The organism is Aliisedimentitalea scapharcae (assembly GCF_045277565.1).
Taxonomy (GTDB): domain Bacteria; phylum Pseudomonadota; class Alphaproteobacteria; order Rhodobacterales; family Rhodobacteraceae; genus Aliisedimentitalea; species Aliisedimentitalea scapharcae.
Window position 1 is genome coordinate 2398653 of record NZ_CP123584.1, and the last position, 21709, is coordinate 2420361.

The 21709-nt window shown below is 57.8% G+C and carries 24 protein-coding genes; 15 read left to right on the forward strand and 9 right to left on the reverse strand.

Annotated elements, in window-relative coordinates; all coding sequences use genetic code 11:
- Window positions 1-4 precede the first annotated feature (4 nt).
- From QEZ52_RS11330 to lpxB, 5 genes are all read left to right on the forward strand, one after another.
- Complete coding sequence (locus QEZ52_RS11330) at window positions 5-580, forward strand: OmpH family outer membrane protein (RefSeq protein WP_406644461.1); 576 nt, start codon at window positions 5-7, stop codon at window positions 578-580.
- 70 nt (window positions 581-650) lie between these two features.
- Window positions 651-1115, forward strand: coding sequence for a 3-hydroxyacyl-ACP dehydratase FabZ (gene fabZ / locus QEZ52_RS11335; RefSeq protein WP_406644462.1), 465 nt, complete (start codon window positions 651-653; stop codon window positions 1113-1115).
- A gap of 2 nt (window positions 1116-1117) precedes the next feature.
- Window positions 1118-1903, forward strand: coding sequence for an acyl-ACP--UDP-N-acetylglucosamine O-acyltransferase (gene lpxA, locus QEZ52_RS11340; RefSeq protein ID WP_406644463.1), 786 nt, complete (start codon window positions 1118-1120; stop codon window positions 1901-1903).
- Between the two features lie 4 nt (window positions 1904-1907).
- Window positions 1908-2699: an LpxI family protein gene (locus QEZ52_RS11345; protein ID WP_406644464.1), complete on the forward strand. Its 792-nt coding sequence runs from the start codon at window positions 1908-1910 to the stop codon at window positions 2697-2699.
- 4 nt (window positions 2700-2703) lie between these two features.
- The gene (lpxB, locus tag QEZ52_RS11350) at window positions 2704-3882 is read left to right on the forward strand and encodes a lipid-A-disaccharide synthase (RefSeq protein WP_406644465.1); all 1179 of its coding nucleotides are present in this window, start codon (window positions 2704-2706) and stop codon (window positions 3880-3882) included.
- Between the two features lie 31 nt (window positions 3883-3913).
- On the opposite strand, the gene mnmA is transcribed toward lpxB, so the two are convergent.
- Window positions 3914-5059, reverse strand: coding sequence for a tRNA 2-thiouridine(34) synthase MnmA (gene mnmA / locus QEZ52_RS11355; protein WP_406644466.1), 1146 nt, complete (start codon window positions 5057-5059; stop codon window positions 3914-3916).
- Between the two features lie 130 nt (window positions 5060-5189).
- Here mnmA and QEZ52_RS11360 point away from each other — a divergent pair, with 130 nt between their 5' ends.
- The 5 genes from QEZ52_RS11360 (at window position 5190) to QEZ52_RS11380 (ending at window position 11033) form a co-directional block, all read left to right on the forward strand.
- A complete protein-coding gene (locus QEZ52_RS11360; RefSeq protein ID WP_406644467.1) occupies window positions 5190-5468 on the forward strand; it encodes a DUF1153 domain-containing protein in 279 nt (92 codons plus the stop codon).
- 98 nt (window positions 5469-5566) lie between these two features.
- Complete coding sequence (gene ctrA, locus QEZ52_RS11365) at window positions 5567-6283, forward strand: response regulator transcription factor (protein WP_406644468.1); 717 nt, start codon at window positions 5567-5569, stop codon at window positions 6281-6283.
- Window positions 6284-6565: 282 nt separating this feature from the next.
- Window positions 6566-8686 (forward strand): NAD-dependent DNA ligase LigA, encoded by a 2121-nt coding sequence (gene ligA / locus QEZ52_RS11370; RefSeq protein WP_406644469.1) that lies wholly within the window; start codon window positions 6566-6568, stop codon window positions 8684-8686.
- Window positions 8683-10773 (forward strand): ATP-dependent DNA helicase RecG, encoded by a 2091-nt coding sequence (recG, locus tag QEZ52_RS11375; protein WP_406644470.1) that lies wholly within the window; start codon window positions 8683-8685, stop codon window positions 10771-10773. Before ligA ends, recG begins: the two co-directional genes overlap by 4 nt.
- Window positions 10774-10910: 137 nt before the next feature.
- Entirely contained in the window at window positions 10911-11033 is a 123-nt protein-coding gene (locus QEZ52_RS11380) for a hypothetical protein (protein WP_406644471.1), read from the forward strand.
- 462 nt (window positions 11034-11495) lie between these two features.
- Here the strand turns inward: QEZ52_RS11380 and QEZ52_RS11385 are convergent, their stop codons facing one another.
- Entirely contained in the window at window positions 11496-11948 is a 453-nt protein-coding gene (locus QEZ52_RS11385) for an iron-sulfur cluster assembly scaffold protein (RefSeq protein WP_406644472.1), read from the reverse strand.
- 71 nt (window positions 11949-12019) lie between these two features.
- Between QEZ52_RS11385 and hisI the strand changes: the two genes are divergently transcribed.
- Window positions 12020-12379 (forward strand): phosphoribosyl-AMP cyclohydrolase, encoded by a 360-nt coding sequence (gene hisI / locus QEZ52_RS11390; RefSeq protein WP_406644473.1) that lies wholly within the window; start codon window positions 12020-12022, stop codon window positions 12377-12379.
- Between the two features lie 76 nt (window positions 12380-12455).
- On the opposite strand, the gene gluQRS is transcribed toward hisI, so the two are convergent.
- The 4 genes from gluQRS to QEZ52_RS11410 all read right to left on the reverse strand — a co-directional run bounded on the left by gluQRS (window position 12456) and on the right by QEZ52_RS11410 (window position 16590).
- Window positions 12456-13349 carry a tRNA glutamyl-Q(34) synthetase GluQRS gene (gluQRS, locus tag QEZ52_RS11395; RefSeq protein WP_406644474.1) on the reverse strand — a complete coding sequence of 298 codons (894 nt, stop codon included), beginning with the start codon at window positions 13347-13349 and terminating at the stop codon, window positions 12456-12458.
- The gene (locus QEZ52_RS11400; protein WP_406644475.1) at window positions 13346-13960 is read right to left on the reverse strand and encodes a class I SAM-dependent DNA methyltransferase; all 615 of its coding nucleotides are present in this window, start codon (window positions 13958-13960) and stop codon (window positions 13346-13348) included. The genes gluQRS and QEZ52_RS11400 overlap by 4 nt, the downstream gene beginning before the upstream one ends.
- Before the next feature lie 60 nt (window positions 13961-14020).
- A complete protein-coding gene (gene trmFO / locus QEZ52_RS11405; RefSeq protein ID WP_406644476.1) occupies window positions 14021-15367 on the reverse strand; it encodes a methylenetetrahydrofolate--tRNA-(uracil(54)-C(5))-methyltransferase (FADH(2)-oxidizing) TrmFO in 1347 nt (448 codons plus the stop codon).
- Window positions 15368-15801: 434 nt separating this feature from the next.
- The gene (locus tag QEZ52_RS11410) at window positions 15802-16590 is read right to left on the reverse strand and encodes an enoyl-CoA hydratase (RefSeq protein WP_406644477.1); all 789 of its coding nucleotides are present in this window, start codon (window positions 16588-16590) and stop codon (window positions 15802-15804) included.
- Window positions 16591-16648: 58 nt separating this feature from the next.
- On the opposite strand from QEZ52_RS11410, the gene QEZ52_RS11415 reads away from it, so the two are divergent.
- Window positions 16649-17071, forward strand: a complete 423-nt coding sequence (locus tag QEZ52_RS11415) for a PaaI family thioesterase (protein ID WP_406644478.1) — start codon at window positions 16649-16651, stop codon at window positions 17069-17071.
- A 74-nt stretch (window positions 17072-17145) separates the two neighbouring features.
- Here the strand turns inward: QEZ52_RS11415 and speE are convergent, their stop codons facing one another.
- From speE to QEZ52_RS11430, 3 genes are all read right to left on the reverse strand, one after another.
- Window positions 17146-17997, reverse strand: coding sequence for a polyamine aminopropyltransferase (gene speE / locus QEZ52_RS11420; protein ID WP_406644479.1), 852 nt, complete (start codon window positions 17995-17997; stop codon window positions 17146-17148).
- Window positions 17994-18500 (reverse strand): adenosylmethionine decarboxylase, encoded by a 507-nt coding sequence (gene speD, locus QEZ52_RS11425; protein WP_406644480.1) that lies wholly within the window; start codon window positions 18498-18500, stop codon window positions 17994-17996. Before speD ends, speE begins: the two co-directional genes overlap by 4 nt.
- Window positions 18501-18720: 220 nt before the next feature.
- Window positions 18721-18954 carry a DUF1127 domain-containing protein gene (locus QEZ52_RS11430; RefSeq protein ID WP_406644481.1) on the reverse strand — a complete coding sequence of 78 codons (234 nt, stop codon included), beginning with the start codon at window positions 18952-18954 and terminating at the stop codon, window positions 18721-18723.
- A gap of 96 nt (window positions 18955-19050) precedes the next feature.
- Here QEZ52_RS11430 and QEZ52_RS11435 point away from each other — a divergent pair, with 96 nt between their 5' ends.
- The 3 genes from QEZ52_RS11435 (at window position 19051) to rpsI (ending at window position 21572) form a co-directional block, all read left to right on the forward strand.
- Entirely contained in the window at window positions 19051-20457 is a 1407-nt protein-coding gene (locus tag QEZ52_RS11435) for a PLP-dependent aminotransferase family protein (RefSeq protein ID WP_406644482.1), read from the forward strand.
- Window positions 20458-20621: 164 nt separating this feature from the next.
- On the forward strand, window positions 20622-21080 hold the full coding sequence (rplM, locus tag QEZ52_RS11440) for a 50S ribosomal protein L13 (protein WP_406644483.1): 459 nt from the start codon (window positions 20622-20624) through the stop codon (window positions 21078-21080).
- A gap of 6 nt (window positions 21081-21086) precedes the next feature.
- A complete protein-coding gene (gene rpsI / locus QEZ52_RS11445; protein ID WP_406644484.1) occupies window positions 21087-21572 on the forward strand; it encodes a 30S ribosomal protein S9 in 486 nt (161 codons plus the stop codon).
- Window positions 21573-21709 lie beyond the last annotated feature (137 nt).

The window sequence follows — 21709 nt, forward strand, 5'->3', positions numbered from 1 at the left end:
CCTGTTGAAACGAACACAAAACGGAATGCTGGCGATCTTTGTATCGCTGGCATTTCTTGCTTTTGAGACCGTGGAAGCGCGGGCTCAGCAATTGGGAATTCCACAAAGCGTCATTTTGACGATTGCATCCGAACGGTTGTTTGCAGAAAGCAAGTTCGGACGACGGGTTGCCCGTTTGATCGAGGCCGAGAGCGCGGTGTTGGCGGCTGAAAACCGTCAGATCGAGGCGCAATTGACGACCGAAGAACAGGAACTGACCGATCGCAGGCCGGGTATGGACGCGGATGCGTTCCGCGTTCTTGCGAATGCCTTTGACGAAAAGGTCCGCCAGATCCGACGCGAACAGGATGCCAAGGCACGCGCGTTGGCCCAACAGTCGGACAATGCCCGGATCGAATTTCTGAACGCGGCGGCTCCGGTTCTGGAGACGATGATGCGCGACGCCAAGGCGAGCGTGATTCTGGAAAGGGCCAGCGTGTTTCTCAGCGCCAATGCGACGGATGTGACTGATCTCGCGATTGCGCGGATTGATCTGGTGCTGGGAGATGGGGCCATAACAGAACAAGATCCGGATCAATAGGTCTGCTTGCCCAAAGCGCTGTGGATTGCTAGTCACACGGACAACTCGAAGAAAAGACAGGACACGCAACATGACCCAAGAGCTGAAGAGCGCAGACATCCAGATGATCCAGCGGATCCTGCCGCATCGCTATCCTTTTCTGTTGGTGGACAAGGTCATGGACATTGATGGCTACAGCTCGGCTCGGGGCATCAAGAATGTCACCATGAACGAGCCGCATTTCCAGGGTCACTTCCCCGGAACGCCGATCATGCCGGGTGTGACCATTGTCGAGGCAATGGCCCAGACCGCTGGTGTCATGCTGGGGATCGGCATGGATATGGTTGATACCGATCTGCTGATCTATTTCATGAACATCGATAAATGCAAATTCCGCCGCAAGGTGGTGCCCGGTGATGTGCTGGAAATGCATGTCACGACCGTGCGTGGCAAACCGGGTGGCAAGATCTTTAAATTTGCGGGCAAAGCCGTGGTCGAAGGGGAAGTGGCAGCCGAAGCCGAATTCACCGCCATGATCGACACACAGGGCGCCTGAGAATGAGTGGTATTCACCCCAGCGCCGTGATCGAAGAAGGCGCGCAATTGGGGGCCGATGTCGAAATCGGACCGTTCTGTGTGGTTGGCTCGGATGTCCGGCTGGGCGACCGTGTGGTGCTCAAAAGCCATGTGGTCATCACTGGCGACACAGAGATTGGGGATGACACGGTGGTCTTCTCCTTTGCCGTCATCGGGGAAATCCCGCAGGACCTGAAATTCAAGGGCGAGAAATGCCGCCTGGTGATTGGCAAGCGCAACCGCATCCGGGAACATGTGACCATGAACCCCGGAACGGAAGGTGGCGGCGGCCTGACCAAGATCGGCGATGATGGCCTGTTCATGGCGGGGTGTCACATCGCCCATGATGCCCATGTGGGCAATAATGTCATCGTGGTCAATTCGGCGGCGATCGCCGGACATTGTGTGCTCGAAGACAATGTGATCATCGGTGGGTTGTCCGGTATTCATCAATTTGTCCGCATCGGTCGGGGGGCGATTGTCGGTGCCGTGACCATGGTGACAAATGACGTCATTCCCTTTGGTTTGGTTCAGGCGCCGCGGGGCGAACTGGATGGATTGAACCTGGTTGGCCTGAAACGCCGTGGTGTCGCGCGGTCTGACATAACAGCGCTGCGGGCGGCCTTTCAGATGTTGGCACAGGGCGAAGGCACGTTTCAGGAGCGCGCCCGACGCCTGGGTGGTGAAACCGATAGCGACTATGTTCAGGAGATCGTCGATTTCGTGACCGGGAACAGCGACCGTTCTTTCCTGACACCGGGGGGCTGAACGGATGCTGGCATTGATCGCCGGAACCGGTGCGTTGCCTCGCGAACTCGTGGCGCGGCTGTCTCATCCCCCACTGGTCTGCGCCATGCAGGGGTCCGAACCCGATCAGGTGCCCGCGCAGCTGACATTTCGGATCGAAAATCTGGGCAGCTTTTTGGCCGAGCTCCAGGCCCGCGGTGTTACCGATGTCTGTCTGGCCGGTGCCGTACGCCGTCCCGCGCTGGACCCATCGGCGTTGGATGCTGCGACGTTGCCGCTGATCCCGATTCTTCAAAAGGCGCTAACCAGCGGAGATGACAATGCTTTGCGCGCCATCATGGGCTTGCTCGAAGGGCAGGGGTTCGCGGTGCGCGCGGCCCATGATATTGCCCCGGATCTTTTGATGACCGCCGGAGTGCCGACCAGCCGCCAGCCCACAGATGCGGATCGGGCCGATGTGATCCGCGCAGAGGAAATCGTGGCCGCCATGGCGGCTGCGGATACAGGTCAGGCCTGCGCGGTCCGGGGTGGTCAGGTTTTGGCGATGGAAACTGTCTTTGGCACCGACTGGATGCTGGGGACATTGGAACAGCGCCCTGATGGCTCGTCGGGTGGGGTACTGTACAAGGCGCCAAAGGCGGGCCAGGATCTGCGTGCGGATCTGCCCACGATTGGGCCCGAAACTGTAGAGATGACTGCCAGGGCGGGATTGAACGGCATTGTGGTCCAGGCCGGTCAGGTCATCGTTTTGGACCAGGAGGCCGTGATTACCGCCTGTGATCGGTTTGACATGTTCCTCTGGCTGCGAAAAGGCTGACCCTATGCGCGTCTTTCTCCTTGCCGGAGAGTTGTCGGGAGACCGTTTGGGCGGTGCCCTGATGGCAGGTTTGCGGGAATTGGTAGAAGATGTTGAATTCCAAGGGGTAGGTGGCCCATCCATGCAAGAACAGGGGCTGAGTTCTCTGTTTCCAATGGACGAACTCAGCGTCATGGGTATTTTCGAAGTCCTGCCCAAATACGCCCAACTGAAACGGCGGATCGCTCAGACCGCGCAGGCGGTTCTGGACAGCAAACCCGATGTGCTGATTACGATCGACAGCCCGGATTTTTCGTTACGGGTGGCCAAGCTGGTCAAAGCCAGCAGCTCTATTCGGACCGTGCATTATGTGGCGCCATCGGTCTGGGCCTGGCGGCCAGAGCGTGCTGCCAAAATGGCCCGGGTAATCGACCATGTTTTGGCCCTTTTGTCGTTTGAACCGCCCTATATGACTGCGGCGGGGATGGCGTGTGATTTTGTTGGACATCCCGTCGTCGCCGAACCCAAGGCAACCGACGAGGATGTCGCGCGGTTTCGCGTCGAAAGCGGCGTCGGTGATGCGCCTTATGTGCTGGCTTTGCCCGGATCACGGCGCGGCGAAGTCGGGCGACTGACGCCCGTGTTTGGAGCCGCGCTGAGCGCCTTCAAACAGCGACACCCGCAGTTTCGCATTGTTGTACCTGCGGCCGGGCCGGTGGCCAGCCTGTTACATCAAACTATGCAAAGCTGGCCCGCTGACACGATTGTTCTGGACCCGGCAGATGTGGCACGTGATCAGGCGTTGACCCGAAAACGGGCGGCGTTTGCGGGGGCGACTCTGGCAATGGCGGCATCGGGGACCGTGTCTTTGGAGTTGGCTGCCGCCCGCACGCCCATGGTCATCGGATACAATTTCAACTGGCTGACCTGGCAGATCATGAAACGCAAGGCCCTGATTGATACGGTGACCCTGGTCAATCTGGTCAGTGACACACGCGTTGTTCCCGAATGCCTTGGGCCGGAGTGTACCGCCGAGAACCTGACGCGGGCCCTGGACAGTGTGCTTGAACACCCGGAGGCCCAACAGCAGGCCATGGAGCTGACCATGCAGCGATTGGGGGAGGGCGGCGAAGCCCCGGGGCTTCGCGCTGCACGTGCGGTTCTGGCTGGGCTGGAACGCTCGGGGAAATCGAACAAGGATTGACCGCAGCCGGCGGTGTCAGCCACAGGCTATGTCAGTACCCACGCCAGATCCAACCGCCGCCAAAAATCCTGCTGCCGTCGCTTTCGTAAAACACACAGGCCTGGCCCGGAGACACGCCTTCTTCGGGGGTTAAAAGTTCGACTTCGGCCGTGGTATCTGACAGCGGGCGGATGATCGCCTCGCGTGGGGGACGGGTGGAACGGACCTTGACCGAGACATGCCATTCCTTCTGCGAGGTAAACGCCTCATCGCCCAACCAGTTGATCTCGCGGACCGGGATGGTCCGTGTCGCCAACAGCTCTTTGGGGCCGACAACGACCTGTTTGCTGTCCACATCCAGCTTGACCACATACAATGGTTCGCTCAGCCCGCCGATCCCCAATCCGCGGCGTTGACCGATGGTATAGTGGATCACCCCGTTGTGCTGGCCCAGCACACGACCATCAGAATGCACGATTTCACCGGGCTCTACCGCGCCGGGGCGCAGTTTTTCGATGACGCTGGCATAGTTTCCGTCGGGCACGAAACAGATGTCCTGGCTATCGGGTTTGTCGGCCACGGCCAACCCGTATTGCGCGGCCATCTCGCGGGTTGCATCCTTGGATGGCAAATGACCCAGCGGAAAGCGCAGATAATCCAACTGCTCTGGCGTGGTTGAAAACAGGAAATAGGACTGATCGCGATTGGCGTCTTCGGCGCTGTGCAATTCTGCACCATTGGTCCCCATCTTGCGTTGGATGTAATGCCCGGTGGCCATACAGTCGGCTTCCAGATCCCGCGCGGTTTCCAACAGGTCCTTGAATTTGACACGTTCGTTGCAGCGAATGCAGGGCACCGGCGTTGCGCCCGCCAGATAGCTGTCTGCGAATTCATCGATCACTGCATCTTTAAAGATGTTTTCATAATCCAGAACGTAATGTGGGAACCCGCGTTCTTCGGCGACACGGCGGGCATCGTGGATGTCGATCCCGGCGCAACAGGCCCCTTTTTTGGCCAGGGCAGCGCCATGGTCATACAGCTGTAGCGTCACGCCCACCACGTCATAGCCCTGATCCGCCAGATGGGCGGCCACGACCGAGCTGTCGACACCACCTGACATGGCAACAACGACCCGCGTTTCAGACGGGGGTTTGGCAAAGCCGAGTGAGTTCAGCGGTGTTTCACTGTCCAGCGCCATATCGGCGTCTCCTTGGATCCTGGGAAGGCCGTTCAGAATATATGAAAATCCTAGCGACTCTCAAGGGGTCGTTTCACACTCCATTAAGCTTGTTTGGCCACCTTGTCCCGGAAAGGACAAAGGAACGGTCATGTTTTTGAAAAAGGTTGATGGGCCACGGGCGGTTACCCTGCCTGATGGATCGGTCATGACACGTGCAGATCTTCCGCCTGTTTCGACCCGCCGTTGGGTGGCGTCGCGCAAGGCCGCAGTGGTGCGGGGGGTCCTGTATGGGTTGATCGGACAAAACGAAGCGATACGCACCTATGGGCTGAGCGATGAGGAATTTCGCAGCTGGGTTTGCGCCGTCGCGGATCACGGCGAAGATGCACTGAAGACAACCGCGTTGAAAAAGTATAGACAACCTTAAGTTGTTTTGACATAAATGTTCTCGCAGTAACGTGGAGTTAACTATTTTTGGTCACGGTTAACACAACCATGAGCTGGGGACTTACGCGGAGACAAATTATGCGCATTCTTTTGGTCGAGGACGATCCGACGACGTCAAAAAGTATCGAACTGATGCTGACGCACGCCAATCTCAACGTCTATTCGACGGACTTGGGAGAAGAAGGGATCGATCTGGCAAAACTGTACGACTACGATCTGATCCTTTTGGATCTCAATCTGCCGGACATGAACGGACACGAGGTGCTGCGCCAATTGCGTCTGGCACGGATTGATACACCGATCCTGATTTTGTCAGGGGCCGATGACACGGAAAATAAAATCAAGGGATTCGGATTTGGGGCGGACGATTACCTGACCAAACCCTTTCACCGCGAAGAGCTGGTCGCGCGAATCCACGCGATCATCCGTCGGTCCAAGGGGCATTCCCAATCCATCATACGTACAGGCAAGATTTCGGTGAACCTGGACGCCAAGACGGTCGAAGCAGAGGGGCAGGCCGTGCATCTGACAGGCAAGGAATACCAGATGCTGGAATTGCTGAGCCTGCGAAAGGGAACAACCCTGACCAAGGAGATGTTCCTGAACCATCTCTATGGCGGCATGGATGAACCCGAATTGAAGATCATCGACGTGTTTATCTGCAAGCTTCGCAAAAAGCTGAGCAATGCAACAGGCGGTGAAAACTATATCGAAACCGTTTGGGGACGTGGGTATGTCCTGCGTGAAACCCAGAACGGGGAAATGCCAGGGGCCCGGATGGCCGTTGGGGCCTGACCGCCCCTAAGAAAACGCGGGGGATGGGATCTGCTCGCAAAATTTGAGGCAGGAATCCATTTTTCCTTTTTCCAAACCGCTCAGCATGTCTTCGGGCTGGGCGGTTTTTTTGTCGGCGGGTAAACGCACAGAACCCGACCTGCAAGTTTCCCATAGGATCGAGAAATCCGAAAATCTGTGGTCGCGCTGTTGGCTCTTGCCGCGTAACGTGTATGAGGGCATCTATGACGTTCGGCGCCGATCTGGACGTGATCTTGCAGGCGCGTGACAGCGGGGGAAAACGTGGAACATCCGGTCGAAAACTTGTCGCCAGAAACTGCGCGCGAAGAATTTCTGGAGCTTCAGACTTTGCTCTGGGCCGCCAACAGAGAATACCACAGCAGCGATTCTCCATCGATCTCCGACGCCGAGTATGATGCCGCCAAACGCCGGTATCTGGCCCTGATCGAGGCATTCCCGGTTTTGGCCGCCAGCGCGACCCAAAAAGATACGGTTGGCGCACCGGTCGATGATGGTTTCGGCAAGGTCACGCATGACGTCCGAATGCTGTCTCTGGGCAACGCGTTTGAGGATGGCGACGTTCAGGCGTTTGACGCGTCCATCCGCAAATACCTGGGTCTGTCGGCGGATGCACCATTGGCCTATACAGCCGAGCCCAAAATTGATGGGCTTTCGTTGTCATTGCGGTACGAAAAGGGCCATCTGATTCAGGCGGCAACACGCGGAGATGGCGAAACCGGCGAGAATGTCACCGCAAATGCCCGAATGATCCAAGGACTTCCTCAGACGATCCAGGGCGCACCAGATCTGTTGGAGGTGCGGGGCGAGGTCTATATGTCCCATGCGGATTTTGCCGATCTGAACGCGCGCCAAACAAACAATGGCGACAAGGTTTTTGCCAACCCGCGCAATGCGGCTGCGGGGTCGTTGCGACAATTGGATGCTCGGGTCACCGAAACGCGGCCATTGCGATTCTTTGCTTACAGTTGGGGCGCCTTGTCCGAACCACTGGCATCCACGCAAATGGCTGCGATCAAACGGCTGGCCGATCTGGGGTTTGAAACCAACCCATTGACCAAGAAGTGTGAAACGCCTGAAACGCTGTTGGCACATTACCGGGACATCGAAGCGCAGCGTGCCGGTTTGGGCTATGACATTGACGGGGTGGTTTACAAGGTTGACGACCTGTCCTTGCAGGGGCGGCTGGGGTTTCGCTCGACCACGCCCCGTTGGGCGATCGCGCATAAATTTCCGGCCGAACTGGCCTGGACCCGGCTCGAAGGGATCGACATTCAGGTTGGGCGGACCGGCACGCTCAGCCCGGTCGCCCGTCTGACCCCGGTTACCGTCGGTGGCGTTGTGGTCTCCAACGCCACGCTGCACAACGAAGATTACATTCAGGGTCGCGATTCCAAAGGCGAAGAGATCCGTGGCGGCAAGGATATTCGGGTTGGTGATTGGGTACAGGTCTATCGCGCCGGGGATGTGATTCCGAAAGTGGCCGATGTGGATCTGTCGAAACGGCCAGAGGGGGCATTGGCGTTCGTGTTCCCTGATACCTGTCCCGAATGTGGCAGCGACGCGGTGCGCGAAGATGGAGATGCGGCACGGCGCTGTGTTGGAGGCATTATTTGCCCGGCCCAAGCTGTTGAGAAGCTGAAACATTTTGTCGCGCGCAAGGCCTTTGATATCGAAGGGCTGGGTGCCAAGCAGATTGAGATGTTCTATGAAGATGAACAGTTGCCCATTCGCAGCCCGGTTGACATCTTTACCCTGCAAGACCGGGACGCGAACAATTTTACCAAACTGGCCAATCGCAAGGGTTGGGGCGCGCAAAGTGTGAACAACCTGTGGCAGGCGATTGAAGAGAAACGAAAAATTGGGTTTGGACGATTGTTGTTTGCACTCGGCATCCGGCACGTTGGCGAAGCGGCATCGAATTTGATCGCCAATCACTATGGCACCTGGGAGGATTTTGAAGCCGCAATCAGCAAGGCGTCTGACCACGAAGGTCCAGAGTGGGACGGGCTGTTATCCATAGACGGAGTGGGCGAGGTCATGGCTCGGGCGCTTGTGGCGGCCTTTGAGCAGGATGCGGAACGGGCCTCGATTGACGCTCTGATTGCTCAGTTGGAAGTGCAAAAGGCGGAACGCCCCAAAATCGCCGACAGCCCGGTTGTTGGAAAGATCGTCGTGTTCACCGGAACCTTGGAAAAGATGAGCCGGGCCGAAGCCAAATCCCGTGCCGAGGCACTGGGTGCCAAGGTCTCTGGCTCGGTGTCCAAGAAAACCGATTTGCTGGTTGCAGGTCCCGGCGCAGGATCCAAGGCCAAAAAGGCGGCGGAATTGGGGGTTGAAACCGTGGATGAAGACGGTTGGTTGGCGTTGATCGAGGGATTATGAGCGGACGTCCTGAATCCCTTTTCCCGCTGTTTGCGGGGTTGGAAACGCTTGACGGTGTTGGGCCCAAGACCGCACGTCTATTGGAACAGTTGGACCTGAAAACACCGCGTGATGTGTTGTTTTCGCTGCCGTATTCAGTGATCGACAGACGACGACGCGATACGGTTCAAGGGGCCGAGGTTCCAGGCACGTTGACTGTCGAAGTGACAATCGGTGCGCACCGACCGGCCCGCAATCGTGGCGGTGCCTATCGTGTGCATGTCGAAGATGCACAGACCGAATTTCAGCTGGTGTTTTTCCACGGACGCAGCCGTTATCTCGAAGCACAGATTCCGACAGGTAGCCGCCGGGTTGTGTCTGGCAAGCTCGAGATGTTTGACGGAATGTTGCAGATGGTGCATCCCGATCATATGGTTCCTGTAGACGAGGCGGATACGATCCCGGACTTCGAACCGGTGTATCACCTGACACAGGGTGTCACACAAAAAACCATGGCCAAGGCGGTGGCGCGAACCCTGACGCGGAGTCCTGAGCTGGTCGAGTGGATTGACCCGTCGCAGGTCAAATTCGAAAACTGGCCGACCTGGCAGGAGGCAGTTTTCGCGGCACATGAGCCCCAGGGGGCTGACGATCTGGCCCCACACGCTCCGGCGCGGGCGCGTCTTGCCTATGACGAATTGATGGCGCATCAGTTGACCCTTGCATTGGCACGCCAGCGTGAACGCAAGGCACAAGGGATCAGCAGTTCAGGGGACGGGCGGCTGCGGGCGCGGGTGCTCGCAGCCTTGCCATACAAGCCGACCGGGGCTCAATTGCGGTCGATGGACGAGATCGCTGCCGATATGGCAGATGATCATCGCATGAACCGATTGTTGCAAGGTGATGTCGGGGCAGGGAAAACCCTGGTGGCCTTTATGGCGTTGCTGACCGCTGTCGAAGCTGGCGGACAAGGAGTGTTGATGGCGCCCACGGGTATTCTGGCCCAGCAGCATATGGAGGGGCTGAAGCCGCTTGCCGAAGATGCAGGCGTGGTGGTTGAGCTGTTGACCGGGCGTGACAAAGGCAGCGAACGCCGGGCCAAGCTGGACGCGTTGAAACGCGGTGCCATCCAGATCCTGGTCGGGACCCACGCGGTGTTTCAGGCCGATGTTTCTTTTGCCGATTTACGATTGGCGGTGATTGACGAACAACACCGTTTTGGAGTGCAGCAACGGCTGGAACTGGCGAAAAAAGGTGTGGCAGCGGATGTCCTGGTGATGACGGCGACACCGATCCCACGATCTTTGTCGCTGGCGCAATACGGCGACATGGATGTATCGGTGCTGGATCAAAAGCCGCCAGGGCGCAAACCCATTCGAACGGCGGTGATCGCAACCGAACGTATGGACGAAGTTGTGTCCCATCTGCGCGAAGCCGTGTCTCAGGGGCGTCAATGTTATTGGGTATGCCCGTTGGTGGATGAATCCGAGGTCAGCGACCTGACAGCTGCCGAAGAGCGGTTCAAGCATTTGCGGGCGGTTCTGGGTGACGGGGTTGTTGGTCTGGTGCATGGTCAGATGCCCGTGGCGGACAAGGACGCGGCAATGGTGGCCTTTCAGAATGGCCAGACCCAGGTTCTGGTCGCGACCACGGTGATCGAAGTTGGGGTGAACGTGCCCAATGCGACGATCATGGTGATTGAACGGGCCGAAACCTTTGGGTTGGCACAGCTACATCAGTTGCGGGGACGTGTGGGGCGCGGCGAGGCCGCGTCGACCTGTTTGCTGATGTATCAGGCACCGTTGACCGAAGGCGGGCGACGGCGGTTGGAACTGTTGCGCGAAACCGAAGATGGGTTTCGCATTGCCGAAACCGATCTGGAAATGCGCGGGGCAGGCGATATGATCGGAACGGCGCAATCCGGGCTGCCCCGTTTCCAGGTGGCAGATCTCGAACGACAGGCTGGATTGATGGCCGTGGCCCAAAGCGATGCACGGGCCCTGCTGGCAACAGATCCGGCTTTGCAATCCCCACGAGGACAGGCAGCGCGGGTGCTTCTGTGGTTGATGAAACAGGATCAAGCCATTCGTTTGATTTCAGTTGGTTAGCAATTTTCCCCTGAAAAGTTCACAAATGTTCTCAAAAAGTTCTTTACTTGAGCCCCTGAAAGTGAGAACAAAAGGTCAACAAACGCTTAACGGCATCCCGCGCCACCTGGCACGGATCGCCCCAAGGAGGTTTCGTCATGCTGACCCAGATCAAGACTGTTATCACCCGTTCCCAGGCAACATTGCTTCAGGATGCGATTGGTGCGGCTTCGCTCTGTGTCATGTTGTGGGGGGCCTTGCATCTACCCGGCTTGAACTGAGCTTTTGATTTACCTGTTTCTGCCTGCGCTCTCGTGCCAACACATCCGCATCCTGTCCCAATGATGATTGAGGGGTGACCTGCCAAACCGATCCCTTCCCGGACCCGCCTCATGGTCCAACCGGATGTGTTTTGGATCCCACATGAGAACCGCAATGCCTGCCGCCGCCATTCCTGCCCGGAATGTGCGGCGGTTTTTTTTGTGGGGTATACAAGAAAGTCGAACGTGACAAATACCTGCGTGGCGAGACGGCACGTCGATTGGCTGGGCAGATGACTCGGAGGTTCCAAACCGGGGAGACACCGATGTCATCTATATGCAACAAACCGCGCGCGGGGCAGCGCCCTGCGCGCGGCCACGCCCAACGGCCGGCGCTCCATCTTTGATGGAGGTCCGGTGGGCGGGAGCGCACCAAATGGCTCTCCTGCGTCCGGCCTTTTCAGAAACCCGGATTTGCCTGGGTCAGGCGCAGTTTTCTTGCTGTGCCTGCGCAAAGGCTTCGGCTGTCGCGTCCAGCGCCAAAAGGATGGATGCGTGCCGGTTTTTGAATTCACGGGCCGGAATCAACACCTCAAGCCCGTCAAAAGGTGCATCGGGGATCGGACCATCCGAGCGCAGCATGGCCTTGAGCTGGGAGCGGGCCGTTTCAATTTCGGCTTGGGTTCGACCAATCACCGCAGATCCGACCACGGCAGCAGCGGCCTGACCCAAGGCACAGGCCTTGACGTCCTGACCAAAGGCGACGACCTGACCGTCTTCGACCTTCAGATCAACTGTGACCGTTGATCCACACAGTGGAGACCGTTTTTTGACCGACGCATCGGGGTCGCTCAGACGGTCGAGATGGGGGATATCCGCCGCAAGTTCGAGAATTCGGGCGGAATATAGTTTGATCAGATCGCTTTCGCCGGACATTGAGGCTTTCCCTGACTACTGGTCCCTCATAAATAGGGTCTCGGTTCCCCGATGCAAAAGGTTTTTATGCGATGCGTTTCGATCCCGCCACTCTTGTTTATAATGACGCAGGTTTGATCCCCTGTATTGCCCAGGCCGAAGGCACCGGTGAGGTGTTGATGATGGCCTGGATGAATCAGGACGCAGTGACCAGAACCCTGGAAACCGGCCAAGTGACCTATTGGTCCCGATCGCGTCAAGCCTTTTGGATCAAGGGGGAAACATCGGGCCACACACAAACGCTGATCGATCTGCGGGTCGATTGTGATCGTGATTGTTTGCTGGCCATCGTACGCCAAAACGGACCTGCCTGTCACACCAATCGCCGCAGCTGTTTTTATACTTCTGTACGTGACGGTGAGGACGTGGAGTTGATGCAGCCGATGCTTTGATCCGGTCGTCGAATTGGCTCGTGCCGAGCCAAGCCTGCGGCGCAGGTATTTTTGACCAGAAAGAAGCAGGGGCAGGTCAGAGACCGACGATCTTGCGTATATCGGCAGGGGAGAGGCCGTCCTGCCGGTATTTTGCAATGGCCCGGGCGTCGTCTCGTTTGGCCAGCCGTTTGCCGGCGTCATCTCGGATCAGATCGTGGTGGTGATACACCGGAGTTGGCAGCCCTAGCAGCAACTGAAGAAGGACATGAATGGGTGTGGCATCAAACAGATCGGCCCCCCGTACCACATGGGTTATGTTTTGGTCTGCGTCGTCCACAACCACCGAGAGGTGATAGGATGTGCCCATGTCCCTGCGCGACAGCACCACATCGCCGATGGTCTGTACCATCTGATCTGTGGTGCGCGTGATATGTCCGGTTTCCTGGCACAGGCCGTGACCGTCTTCGACAAAGTGGCAGGCCACGCCCCCGGAAAGCGAGGCCGCGGCCTGTTTCGTGGCTGCCGCCATGTTCAACCTGAGAGGAATGCCACGCGGTCGTTCTGAACGTTTGGACATGTCCAGATCAGACAATGGTCGACAGGTGCCAGGGTAGACAATGCCGTCCGGCCCCAACAGGGGTGCGCCTTCCTGTGGTGCGGATGCGGCGGCGGCAATGTCTTTCCTGTTGCATGTACAGGGATACAGCAGGCCCAGGTTCCACAGGTGATCCAAGGCTGTGTCATAAGCCGATTGACGGTCTGATTGGCGCATCACCGGCTCAGGCCACGACAGGCCCAACCAGCGCAGATCGTCATAGATCTGTTCTTCCCAATGTGTACGGGCCCGGGATTGGTCGATGTCCTCGATTCGCAACAGGAATTGGCCACCGGCCCGTTCGGCCATATCCCAAGCCAGCAAGGCGGAAAACGCGTGCCCCAAATGGAGGGGCCCGGTTGGAGAGGGCGCAAATCGGGTGGTGAGAGTCACGCTTTTTTAATCACATACACGTCAGATTTCAGATCAATGCCAGGCAGGTGCGGGCCGTATTCCCTGAACAGCAGATGGGCCGCGGCGCAATCGACCCATTCGCTGATCTTGCTGGTATAGGCAGGGTCGGCCAAGGCGTGATCGTTCAAGGAGAATGCAAACAGGCCCTGGCGGGGCAAGGCATGCAAGATCAGGTCAAAAACGTCTGGCGGAGCACCGCCAACCCCCAGCAGGCCGGCACCAGCGACGGCCCGATAGCGATCTTGAGCAATGGGTCGGGGATCGTCCAGGCTGATCTGTTCAAGCCTGCGATAAATCCCCTTGGCACGGGCGCTGTCGATCATGTCTGCTGAAAGATCCATACCATCGACCGTGTGAAACCCGACACGTTTCAATTCCTGCCCGCATAGACCGGTGCCGCATCCATAATCCAGAACCTCAGTGTCCGGTTCGGGCAGAAACTGCCATAGGGCATCAGCCACACGGCCGGGCGTCGCATAGCCGTTTTCTGCGATTTCCCGATCATAGGACTCTGCCCATTTGTCGTAATGGCTACGGGTTTCCTCGGGGGTGTCGAGATCGTAGGTCTTGTCCAGAAATGAGTTGCTCATGCAATCAGGATAGGCGCAGCATTGGCCGTTCGTCCAGTTGCAAGTGACAGCCAGGACCCGTTATGGGCCGATTTCGCCAAGCCAATCGGTCCACACGGATTTTGCACGGTCGGTATAGGCCTTGTAGCGGTCCTTGCGTCCTCGGCGGCCACCCTTGAGCCCATCAACCGGGCGGAACAGGCCAAAGTTGACGTTCATGGGTTGAAAGGTCTTGGCCTCGGCACCGCCCGTGATGTGATGGACCAAGGCACCCATGGCGCTGTCCTGTGGCACGACGGGACAGTCGCGGCCCAGGATTTCACAGGCGGCCATACGACCCGCAAGCAACCCCATGGCGGCGCTTTCGACATAGCCTTCGACTCCGGTGATCTGTCCGGCGAACCGAATGTGCGGCTTGGACTTTAACCGCATCTGAGCGTCCAGCAAAGTGGGCGAATTCAAAAAGGTATTCCGGTGGATGCCACCCAATCGGGCAAAGCTGGCATTCTCCAAACCGGGGATCATCCGCAGCACGTCGGTCTGGGCGCCGTATTTCATTTTTGTCTGGAACCCGACGATATTAAACAACGTACCCAGCGCATTGTCTCGACGTAGCTGCACCACCGCATAGGGTTTGGTGTCGGGGTGGTGCGCATTGGTCAGGCCCACGGGTTTCATCGGGCCAAATCGCAATGTTTCGCGACCGCGTTCGGCCATGACTTCGATCGGCAGGCAGCCGTCAAAGTAGCCGGCGGTTTCACCATCGTGGAATTCGGTTTTATCTGCGGCCAACAGCGCGTCGATAAAGGCTTCGTACTGCGCCTTGTCCATCGGGCAGTTGAGGTAGGCGGTGCGCTCTTCTTCAGTTTCACCCTTGTCATAACGCGACTGCATCCAGGCCTGGGACATGTCGATGCTTTCGGCATAGATGATCGGGGCGATGGCGTCGAAAAAGGCCAACGCTTCGGCACCGGTTTCGGCCTGGATCGCCTGGCCCAAGGTGCCAGAAGTCAGCGGCCCGGTGGCAAAGATCCAGTTTCCCTCCGTAGGCAGCGTGGTGATTTCTTCGTAGCTGACCGACACATTGGGGTGGGCTGTTAATTTGGCGGTAACGGTTTCGGCAAAGGGGTCGCGGTCGACGGCCAGGGCACCACCGGCGGGCAGACGATGCGCATCAGCCGTGGCCATGATCAACCCATTGGCCGCCCGCATTTCCCAATGCAGCAGGCCGACAGCATTCTGTTCGCTATCATCGGAACGGAACGAATTGGAACAAACCATCTCGCCCAGATGGCCGGTTTTATGGGCAAAGGTTTCGACCTTGGGGCGCATTTCATGGATTACCACCTGAACGCCCATTTCAGCAGCCTGCCAGGCCGCTTCGGATCCGGCCATGCCGCCGCCAACGATATGCAATATCTGTGTCATGAAGGGCGACATAGGGCAGGGCGCGGGATTGCGCAACTGCTGAGCGGTCATGAAAGAGTGCGGAATTGAACCGGACCCGTGGTGCAGGCCATTTTGTATGTGAAGGAAGATGAAGAGTATTTGGGGTCGCCGGGCGGGAATGTCGAACCGGGGAGAGAGACCCGGTTTGGAGGGACCTTCCGCCACTCGGCGACCCAAATGACTGCGGGTCATTTCGGACCCTGTCCAACCTTTGCCATAGTGTTGCCGTTTTTAAAAGACGGAAATTGGAAACAATTCTGCTGAATTGGCGAAACGATCCATCCCGGGTCGCCAATGTCCAGATTTCGCCCAATTTGAGAGAAATGATATCTCCCCGTAATTATTTGATTTATTTATAATAATGAGAAAAACTGGACGGCGGCCCCGTGTCAACAGGGCCGCTAAAATGTGAATCAGCCTTGGTCCCAGTCTGGTTTGCGTTTGTCGACAAACGCGGCCATGCCTTCGATCGTATCCCGGTACAGCAGATTTTCGACAATCACGTCACTGGTATAGGCATAGGCCTGATCCATCGGCATCTGCAATTGTTCATAGAAAGCTTGTTTCCCGATCTTGACCGCTGCGCCCAGTTTTGAAGCGATGGTTTCTGCCAGGTGACGGGTTTCATCGACCAGTTGATCGGCCGGAACGGCGCGATTGAGCAGCCCCAATTCAACGGCGCGGTCCGCCTCGACAAAATGACCGGTGGTGAGCAGTTCAAACGCCGGTTTGCGTGGGATGTTCCGACTAAGCGCGACCATCGGGGTCGAACAGAACAGACCAATATTGACACCGTTGACCCCGAATCGCGTGCCCTCGGCGGCGATGGCCAGATCGCAGGAGGCAACCAGCTGGCATCCGGCGGCAGTGGCAATACCGTGAACCTGGGCAATCACGGGCTGGGGCAGGGATTGCAGCCCCATCATGACGCTGGTGCAGCGGGCGAACAGGCTTTGAAAATAGGCGCGGCCGCCGTCTTCGTTTTGGCGCCCCGCTGTCATCTGTTTGATGTCATGGCCTGCGCAGAACGCCTTGCCCGCACCCGACAGGATGACCGCGCGAATGGTGGGATCATCGCGTAGCGCGTCGATCTGGTCCTGCAACGCAGCCAGCATTTCGTCTGACAGCGCATTCATGCGCTCGGGTGCGTTCATCTTCAGATGGGCGATTGCCCCTGTGTCGTGACGTTCCAGAATTGTCATCTTGCCCTTCTCCCTTGGCTTGGGGCAACTCTAGGGGGAGAATACAGAAAGGAAAAGCATGGCTCTGGCCCTGAACCGTGACGAATTGACCAAATATCTGGCCGAGGTATTTCCACAGGTCAAAGAAGATTTTGCCATTGATGTGCTGAGCGACGAGGGCGTGACCATGCGCCTGTTGACGGCCGAACGACACTTGCGCCCCGGGAGAACTGTTTCCGGCCCGTCGATGTTCGCGTTGGCAGATGTTTCCGTCTATGCGCTGGTGCTGTCGCGGCTGGGGAAAAAGGCCTTGGCCGTGACCACAAATTGTTCGCTGGATTTCATGCGCAAACCCGAGGCCGGGGCCGATGTCGTGGCGCAGGCCCGATTGCTGAAATTGGGCCGCACCCTGGCGGTGGGCGACGTGCACATGTTCTCCCAAGGTTCGGATAAAATGGTGGCCCGGTCTACCATGACCTATTCCATTCCGCCTGAACGTTGAATCCTGACAGAACAGAAAAAGCCCCGAAACCAACGGTTTGCGGGGCTTTTGTTATTTATGGTTGCCGGGTTTGATCAGGGGATCAGCTTTTTGACATACCCGGGCAGGGCAAAGGCAGCCTTGTGGATTTCCGGGTTGTAATAGTCGCACTCGAAACCGGCGGCGGCAAAACGCGCCTGAACGGTGGCCAGATCCACGTCGCGCCCTTTGGCCGAATGGCTGCCCCAGCCAAACGCCATCGGACCACCCGCATAGGTGGGGATCGACGCGATATAACAGGACGCATCAGAAAACAGCGCCTGAAAGGCCCGCATGGTGTTGGTCAGCTCGTCGCCCTGCATGAACGGCACGCCGTTCTGGGTGACGATGATGCCCTCTTCTGTCAGGGCGCGGGCCGCGTGGCCATAGAAGGTGTCTGTGAACAGCACTTCGCCCGGGCCAATGGGGTCGGTTGAATCGACGATGATCACGTCGAACTTGTCCTGCGTGTCACGCATGAACGCAGCGCCGTCGTTGATCACCAGTGTCAAACGCGGATCGTCAAAGGCACCTTGGCTGAGCATCGGCAGATACTCTTTCGAGAAATCCACCACGCCAGCGTCGATTTCGACCATGGTGACGTGTTCGACCGACTGGTGACGCAGCGCCTCGCGGGCCATGCCGCCGTCGCCGCCACCAATGATCAAAACACGTTTTGCATTGCCATGCGCCAGAATTGGCACATGGGTCAGCATCTCGTGATAGATGAAGTTGTCGCCTTCGGTGGTTTGCACCACATCGTCCAGCGTCAGGATGCGGCCGAATTGGCCGTTCTGGAACACCTTCAGGCGTTGGTGTTCGGTCTTGCTGTCATACAGCATCTCGTCCACACGCAGGGACTGCGCATAGTGGGCGTGCAGCTTTTCGGTGATCCAGGTTTCGCTCATGCCGCAACTTCCTTGGCAATCAGCTCTTCTCCGCGCAGCAGTTCACGCACTTCGACCTGATCGGTGTCAAAAGCGGCCTTCAGCACGTCAACAGCTTTCCATGGTTCTGCATCGCCACACATGAACACGTCAAACGCGCCATAGCCGATTTCCGGCCATGTGTGCACCGAGATGTGGCTTTCGGCCAGAACGGCCACGCCAGACACGCCCTGAGGCGAGAATTTATGGGTGTGGATGTGCAGCAGCGTTGCACCACAAACATCAACGCAATCACGGAACGCCTGCTGGATGCGGGTTTCGCAGTCCAGGCCTGTTCCCTTCATCACTTCGATGATCAGGTGGGTTCCGGCAAAAATCTTGCCGTCACGACGGATAAAGTGATCTTCGCGATCTGCTTCTACAACAGCATCGATGTTCGCAGCCGTCAGACTGCGTGTGGTATCTTCCTCTTGGGCGCCTGTCTCCAGACCGATCCCCAGTTGGAAGAGGTTGGCGTCCTTCATGACACTCCCCTTCGTTCCAGTAGATGACAATCCAGCCGGCCCTTAGCGCCCCCCCGAATAAGAGTTCAGGGTTGGGATCGGTACCGAAAGTGAGGCGCAGATATGGCGCATCCCGGATTCGATCAAGCAAATTCTTTGGTTTGCTGTGGAAAACTTGCCACAGGCAAAAAAAGGGCCGGGGTTTCCCCCGGCCGTCAGGTGGTTCTGGCTATCCCGGGGATCATGGGCGCCAGAACGGAAGAGTCGCTTGATAATGTGCCTCGGCGCGGGTCAGCCCGATGTCCTGCAACTGTTCGGGCGTCAGGTGACGCAGATGTTTGCGTGTGCGTTGGCGCAGGGTCCATTTGGTGACCAGGACTGCGAAACCGACGGCCCATTGCGCCAGAACGGGCAGGGCAGGGCGGCTGTTGAGGTAAGCCATATGGGGGGAGGCTATGTGTGCAGTGTTGGTCATCTTGGTGGTCCCGTAAATTGTATTGATACATTCCTGTAGATTTGCTACAAAGATTTGATACAATGAATCACATATGTCGTCCAAGGAAGGATTGTAATGGATACAATTTGGCCGGAGACGCTCGGAAAAGCGAGCGGTCCTAAGTACAAGATTGTATCGGATACAATTCGCAAGGCGATTGATCAGGGTGCATTGGAAACCGGAGCCAAGCTGCCGCCGGTACGTGAATTGGCCTATCGGCTCAGCATAACGCCGGGCACAGTCGCGCGCGCCTATACGGTGCTGACCGAAGAAGGCGTGTTGCAGGCCGAAGTCGGCCGCGGGACCTTTGTGGCGGATCCGGTCAAACCAACACCGGATGATGTCTGGGCACGGCAGCTGGATTTGACTGGCGGCAAACCTGGCAACATGGTCAGCCTGTTCAGCCCGCGATTGCCGGATGTCGGTCAAGTGTCTGCTCTGCGCGAAGCGTTGGTCAAGGTCGCGGAAACAACAGATCCGCATGATTTTCTGAACTACCCGACACGCAGCGCGTATCGGGCCACCCGTCAGGCAGCCGTGGATTGGCTGTCGGATTTGCCACTGGGGTCGTTGACCGATCGGGATCTGGTTTTGACCCACGGGGGACAGAATGGGTTGCTGGTTACTTTGCAGACCATTCTGTATGGACCCAATCCGGTCGTTTTGGTCGAAGACCTGTCTTATGCCGGGTTCCGGCGTGCTGCTGATCTGTTGCGCGCGCAGGTGGTGGGTGTTGAAATGGATGAACAGGGGATCATTCCTGAATCGCTGGAGATGATGGCGCGCCGCACCCGGGCGCAGGTGGTCTGCACATCCCCCGAGGTACATAATCCGACCGGTGCCCACACACCGCTGGCCCGACGCAAGGAAATTGTGGATGTGGCGCGGCGGTTGGACCTGCAGATTGTCGAGGATGATTGTTACCGCGTCGGAGAGGCACGCGCGCCCAGTTATCGGGCGCTGGCCCCGGAACGTGGATGGCATGTGTCGTCGATTTCCAAGACATTGACACCCGCGTTGCGCGTTGGGTTTGCAATTGCCCCACAGGACAAGGGTCCGGATCTGCGGCGCACTGCCGAACACGGGTATTTTGGATTGGCGCAGCCGCTCAAGGAGCTGGTTTTTGTCCTGCTGACCGACCCCAGGACCCGCCAGTTGGCCCGGGACGTCCAGGCGGTGATCGAAGAATATGTGCGCGTTGCCGTCAACATGCTGGGGGCCTTTGATCTGGTTTGGGATGCAAAGGTTCCATTTGTCTGGCTGCACCTACCGCCGGGATGGCGTGCAGCAGCGTTCACCCGGGCGGCTGAGGCCGAAGGGGTGCAGATCCGGTCGGCAGATGAATTTGCCCTCCGAGACGGGCGCGCACCCCACGCAGTGCGGATCGCGATCAATGGTCAGGTTCCGATTTCCGTGTTCGAAGATGCCATGCAGCGGCTGCGGGCGTTGCTGGACAACCCGCCAGAGCAGATCAGCGTCTGATTTATGGGGTATTATAATACCTAATTTCTAACCTATTGAAAATGTTTGACTAAAATAGATTTACTGGTGTTGACTGGACCAAGGGATCCCCGTAAACCCCGTCCATCGAATTCGGACGGTTCGCCTGGCGGGCCGTCCTTCACGTCAAACAGGATTTACCTGCCATGAAAACCTTTTCTGCAACACCTGCAGATATCGACAAGAAATGGATCCTGATCGACGCCGAAGGCGTTGTTCTGGGCCGTCTGGCGTCGATTGTGGCCATGCGTCTGCGTGGCAAGCATAAAGCGTCGTTCACTCCGCATATGGATATGGGCGACAACGTCATCATCATCAACGCCGAAAAGATCCAGATGACCGGCAAGAAGCGCGAAGAGCACTTCTACTGGCACACGGGTCACCCCGGTGGGATCAAGTCGCGCACCAAACAGCAGATCCTGGACGGCGCTCATCCCGAGCGTGTTGTCATGCAGGCTGTCAAGCGCATGCTGCCCGGCAACCGTCTGGCGCGCCAGCAGATGACCAACCTGCGTATTTATGCCGGTGATCAGCACCCGCATGAAGCCCAGGCCCCCGAAGTTCTGGACGTCAAGTCCATGAACAAGAAGAACACGCGGAGCTAATGACCGATGGTTGATCAGATCAATACTCTCGAAGAGCTGAGCGCCGTCGCAGGCGTCGAAGCAGTGGCCGAAGAAATCGTTTCGCGCGAACCCGTGCGTGACGAGCTGGGCCGTTCCTATGCCACAGGCAAGCGTAAAGACGCTGTTGCACGCGTTTGGATCAAGCCGGGTTCCGGCAAGGTCATCGTCAACGGCAAGGACCAGGACAAGTATTTTGCCCGTCCGGTTCTGCAGTTGATCCTGCGCCAGCCATTCCAGGTTGCCGGTGTCGAAGGCGAATTCGACGTCTTTGCAACCGTCAAAGGTGGCGGCCTGACCGGTCAGGCCGGTGCGGTCAAGCACGGCATCTCCAAAGCCCTGCAGCTGTACAACCCGTCGCTGCGTGGCGCACTGAAAGCTGCTGGCTTCCTGACCCGTGACTCGCGCGTTGTGGAACGTAAGAAGTTTGGTAAGGCAAAAGCCCGTAAGAGCTTCCAGTTCTCCAAGCGTTAATCTTCGAGTTCGAGATTTTGGAAAAGGCCGCGCCATTCAGCGCGGCCTTTTTTGTGCGGCGTCCGTTTTCAAAAGGGGCGCCATGGCGCATACGGTTCATCTGCGTTCTGGCCACGCAGGCCCCGGGGGACGCTGTC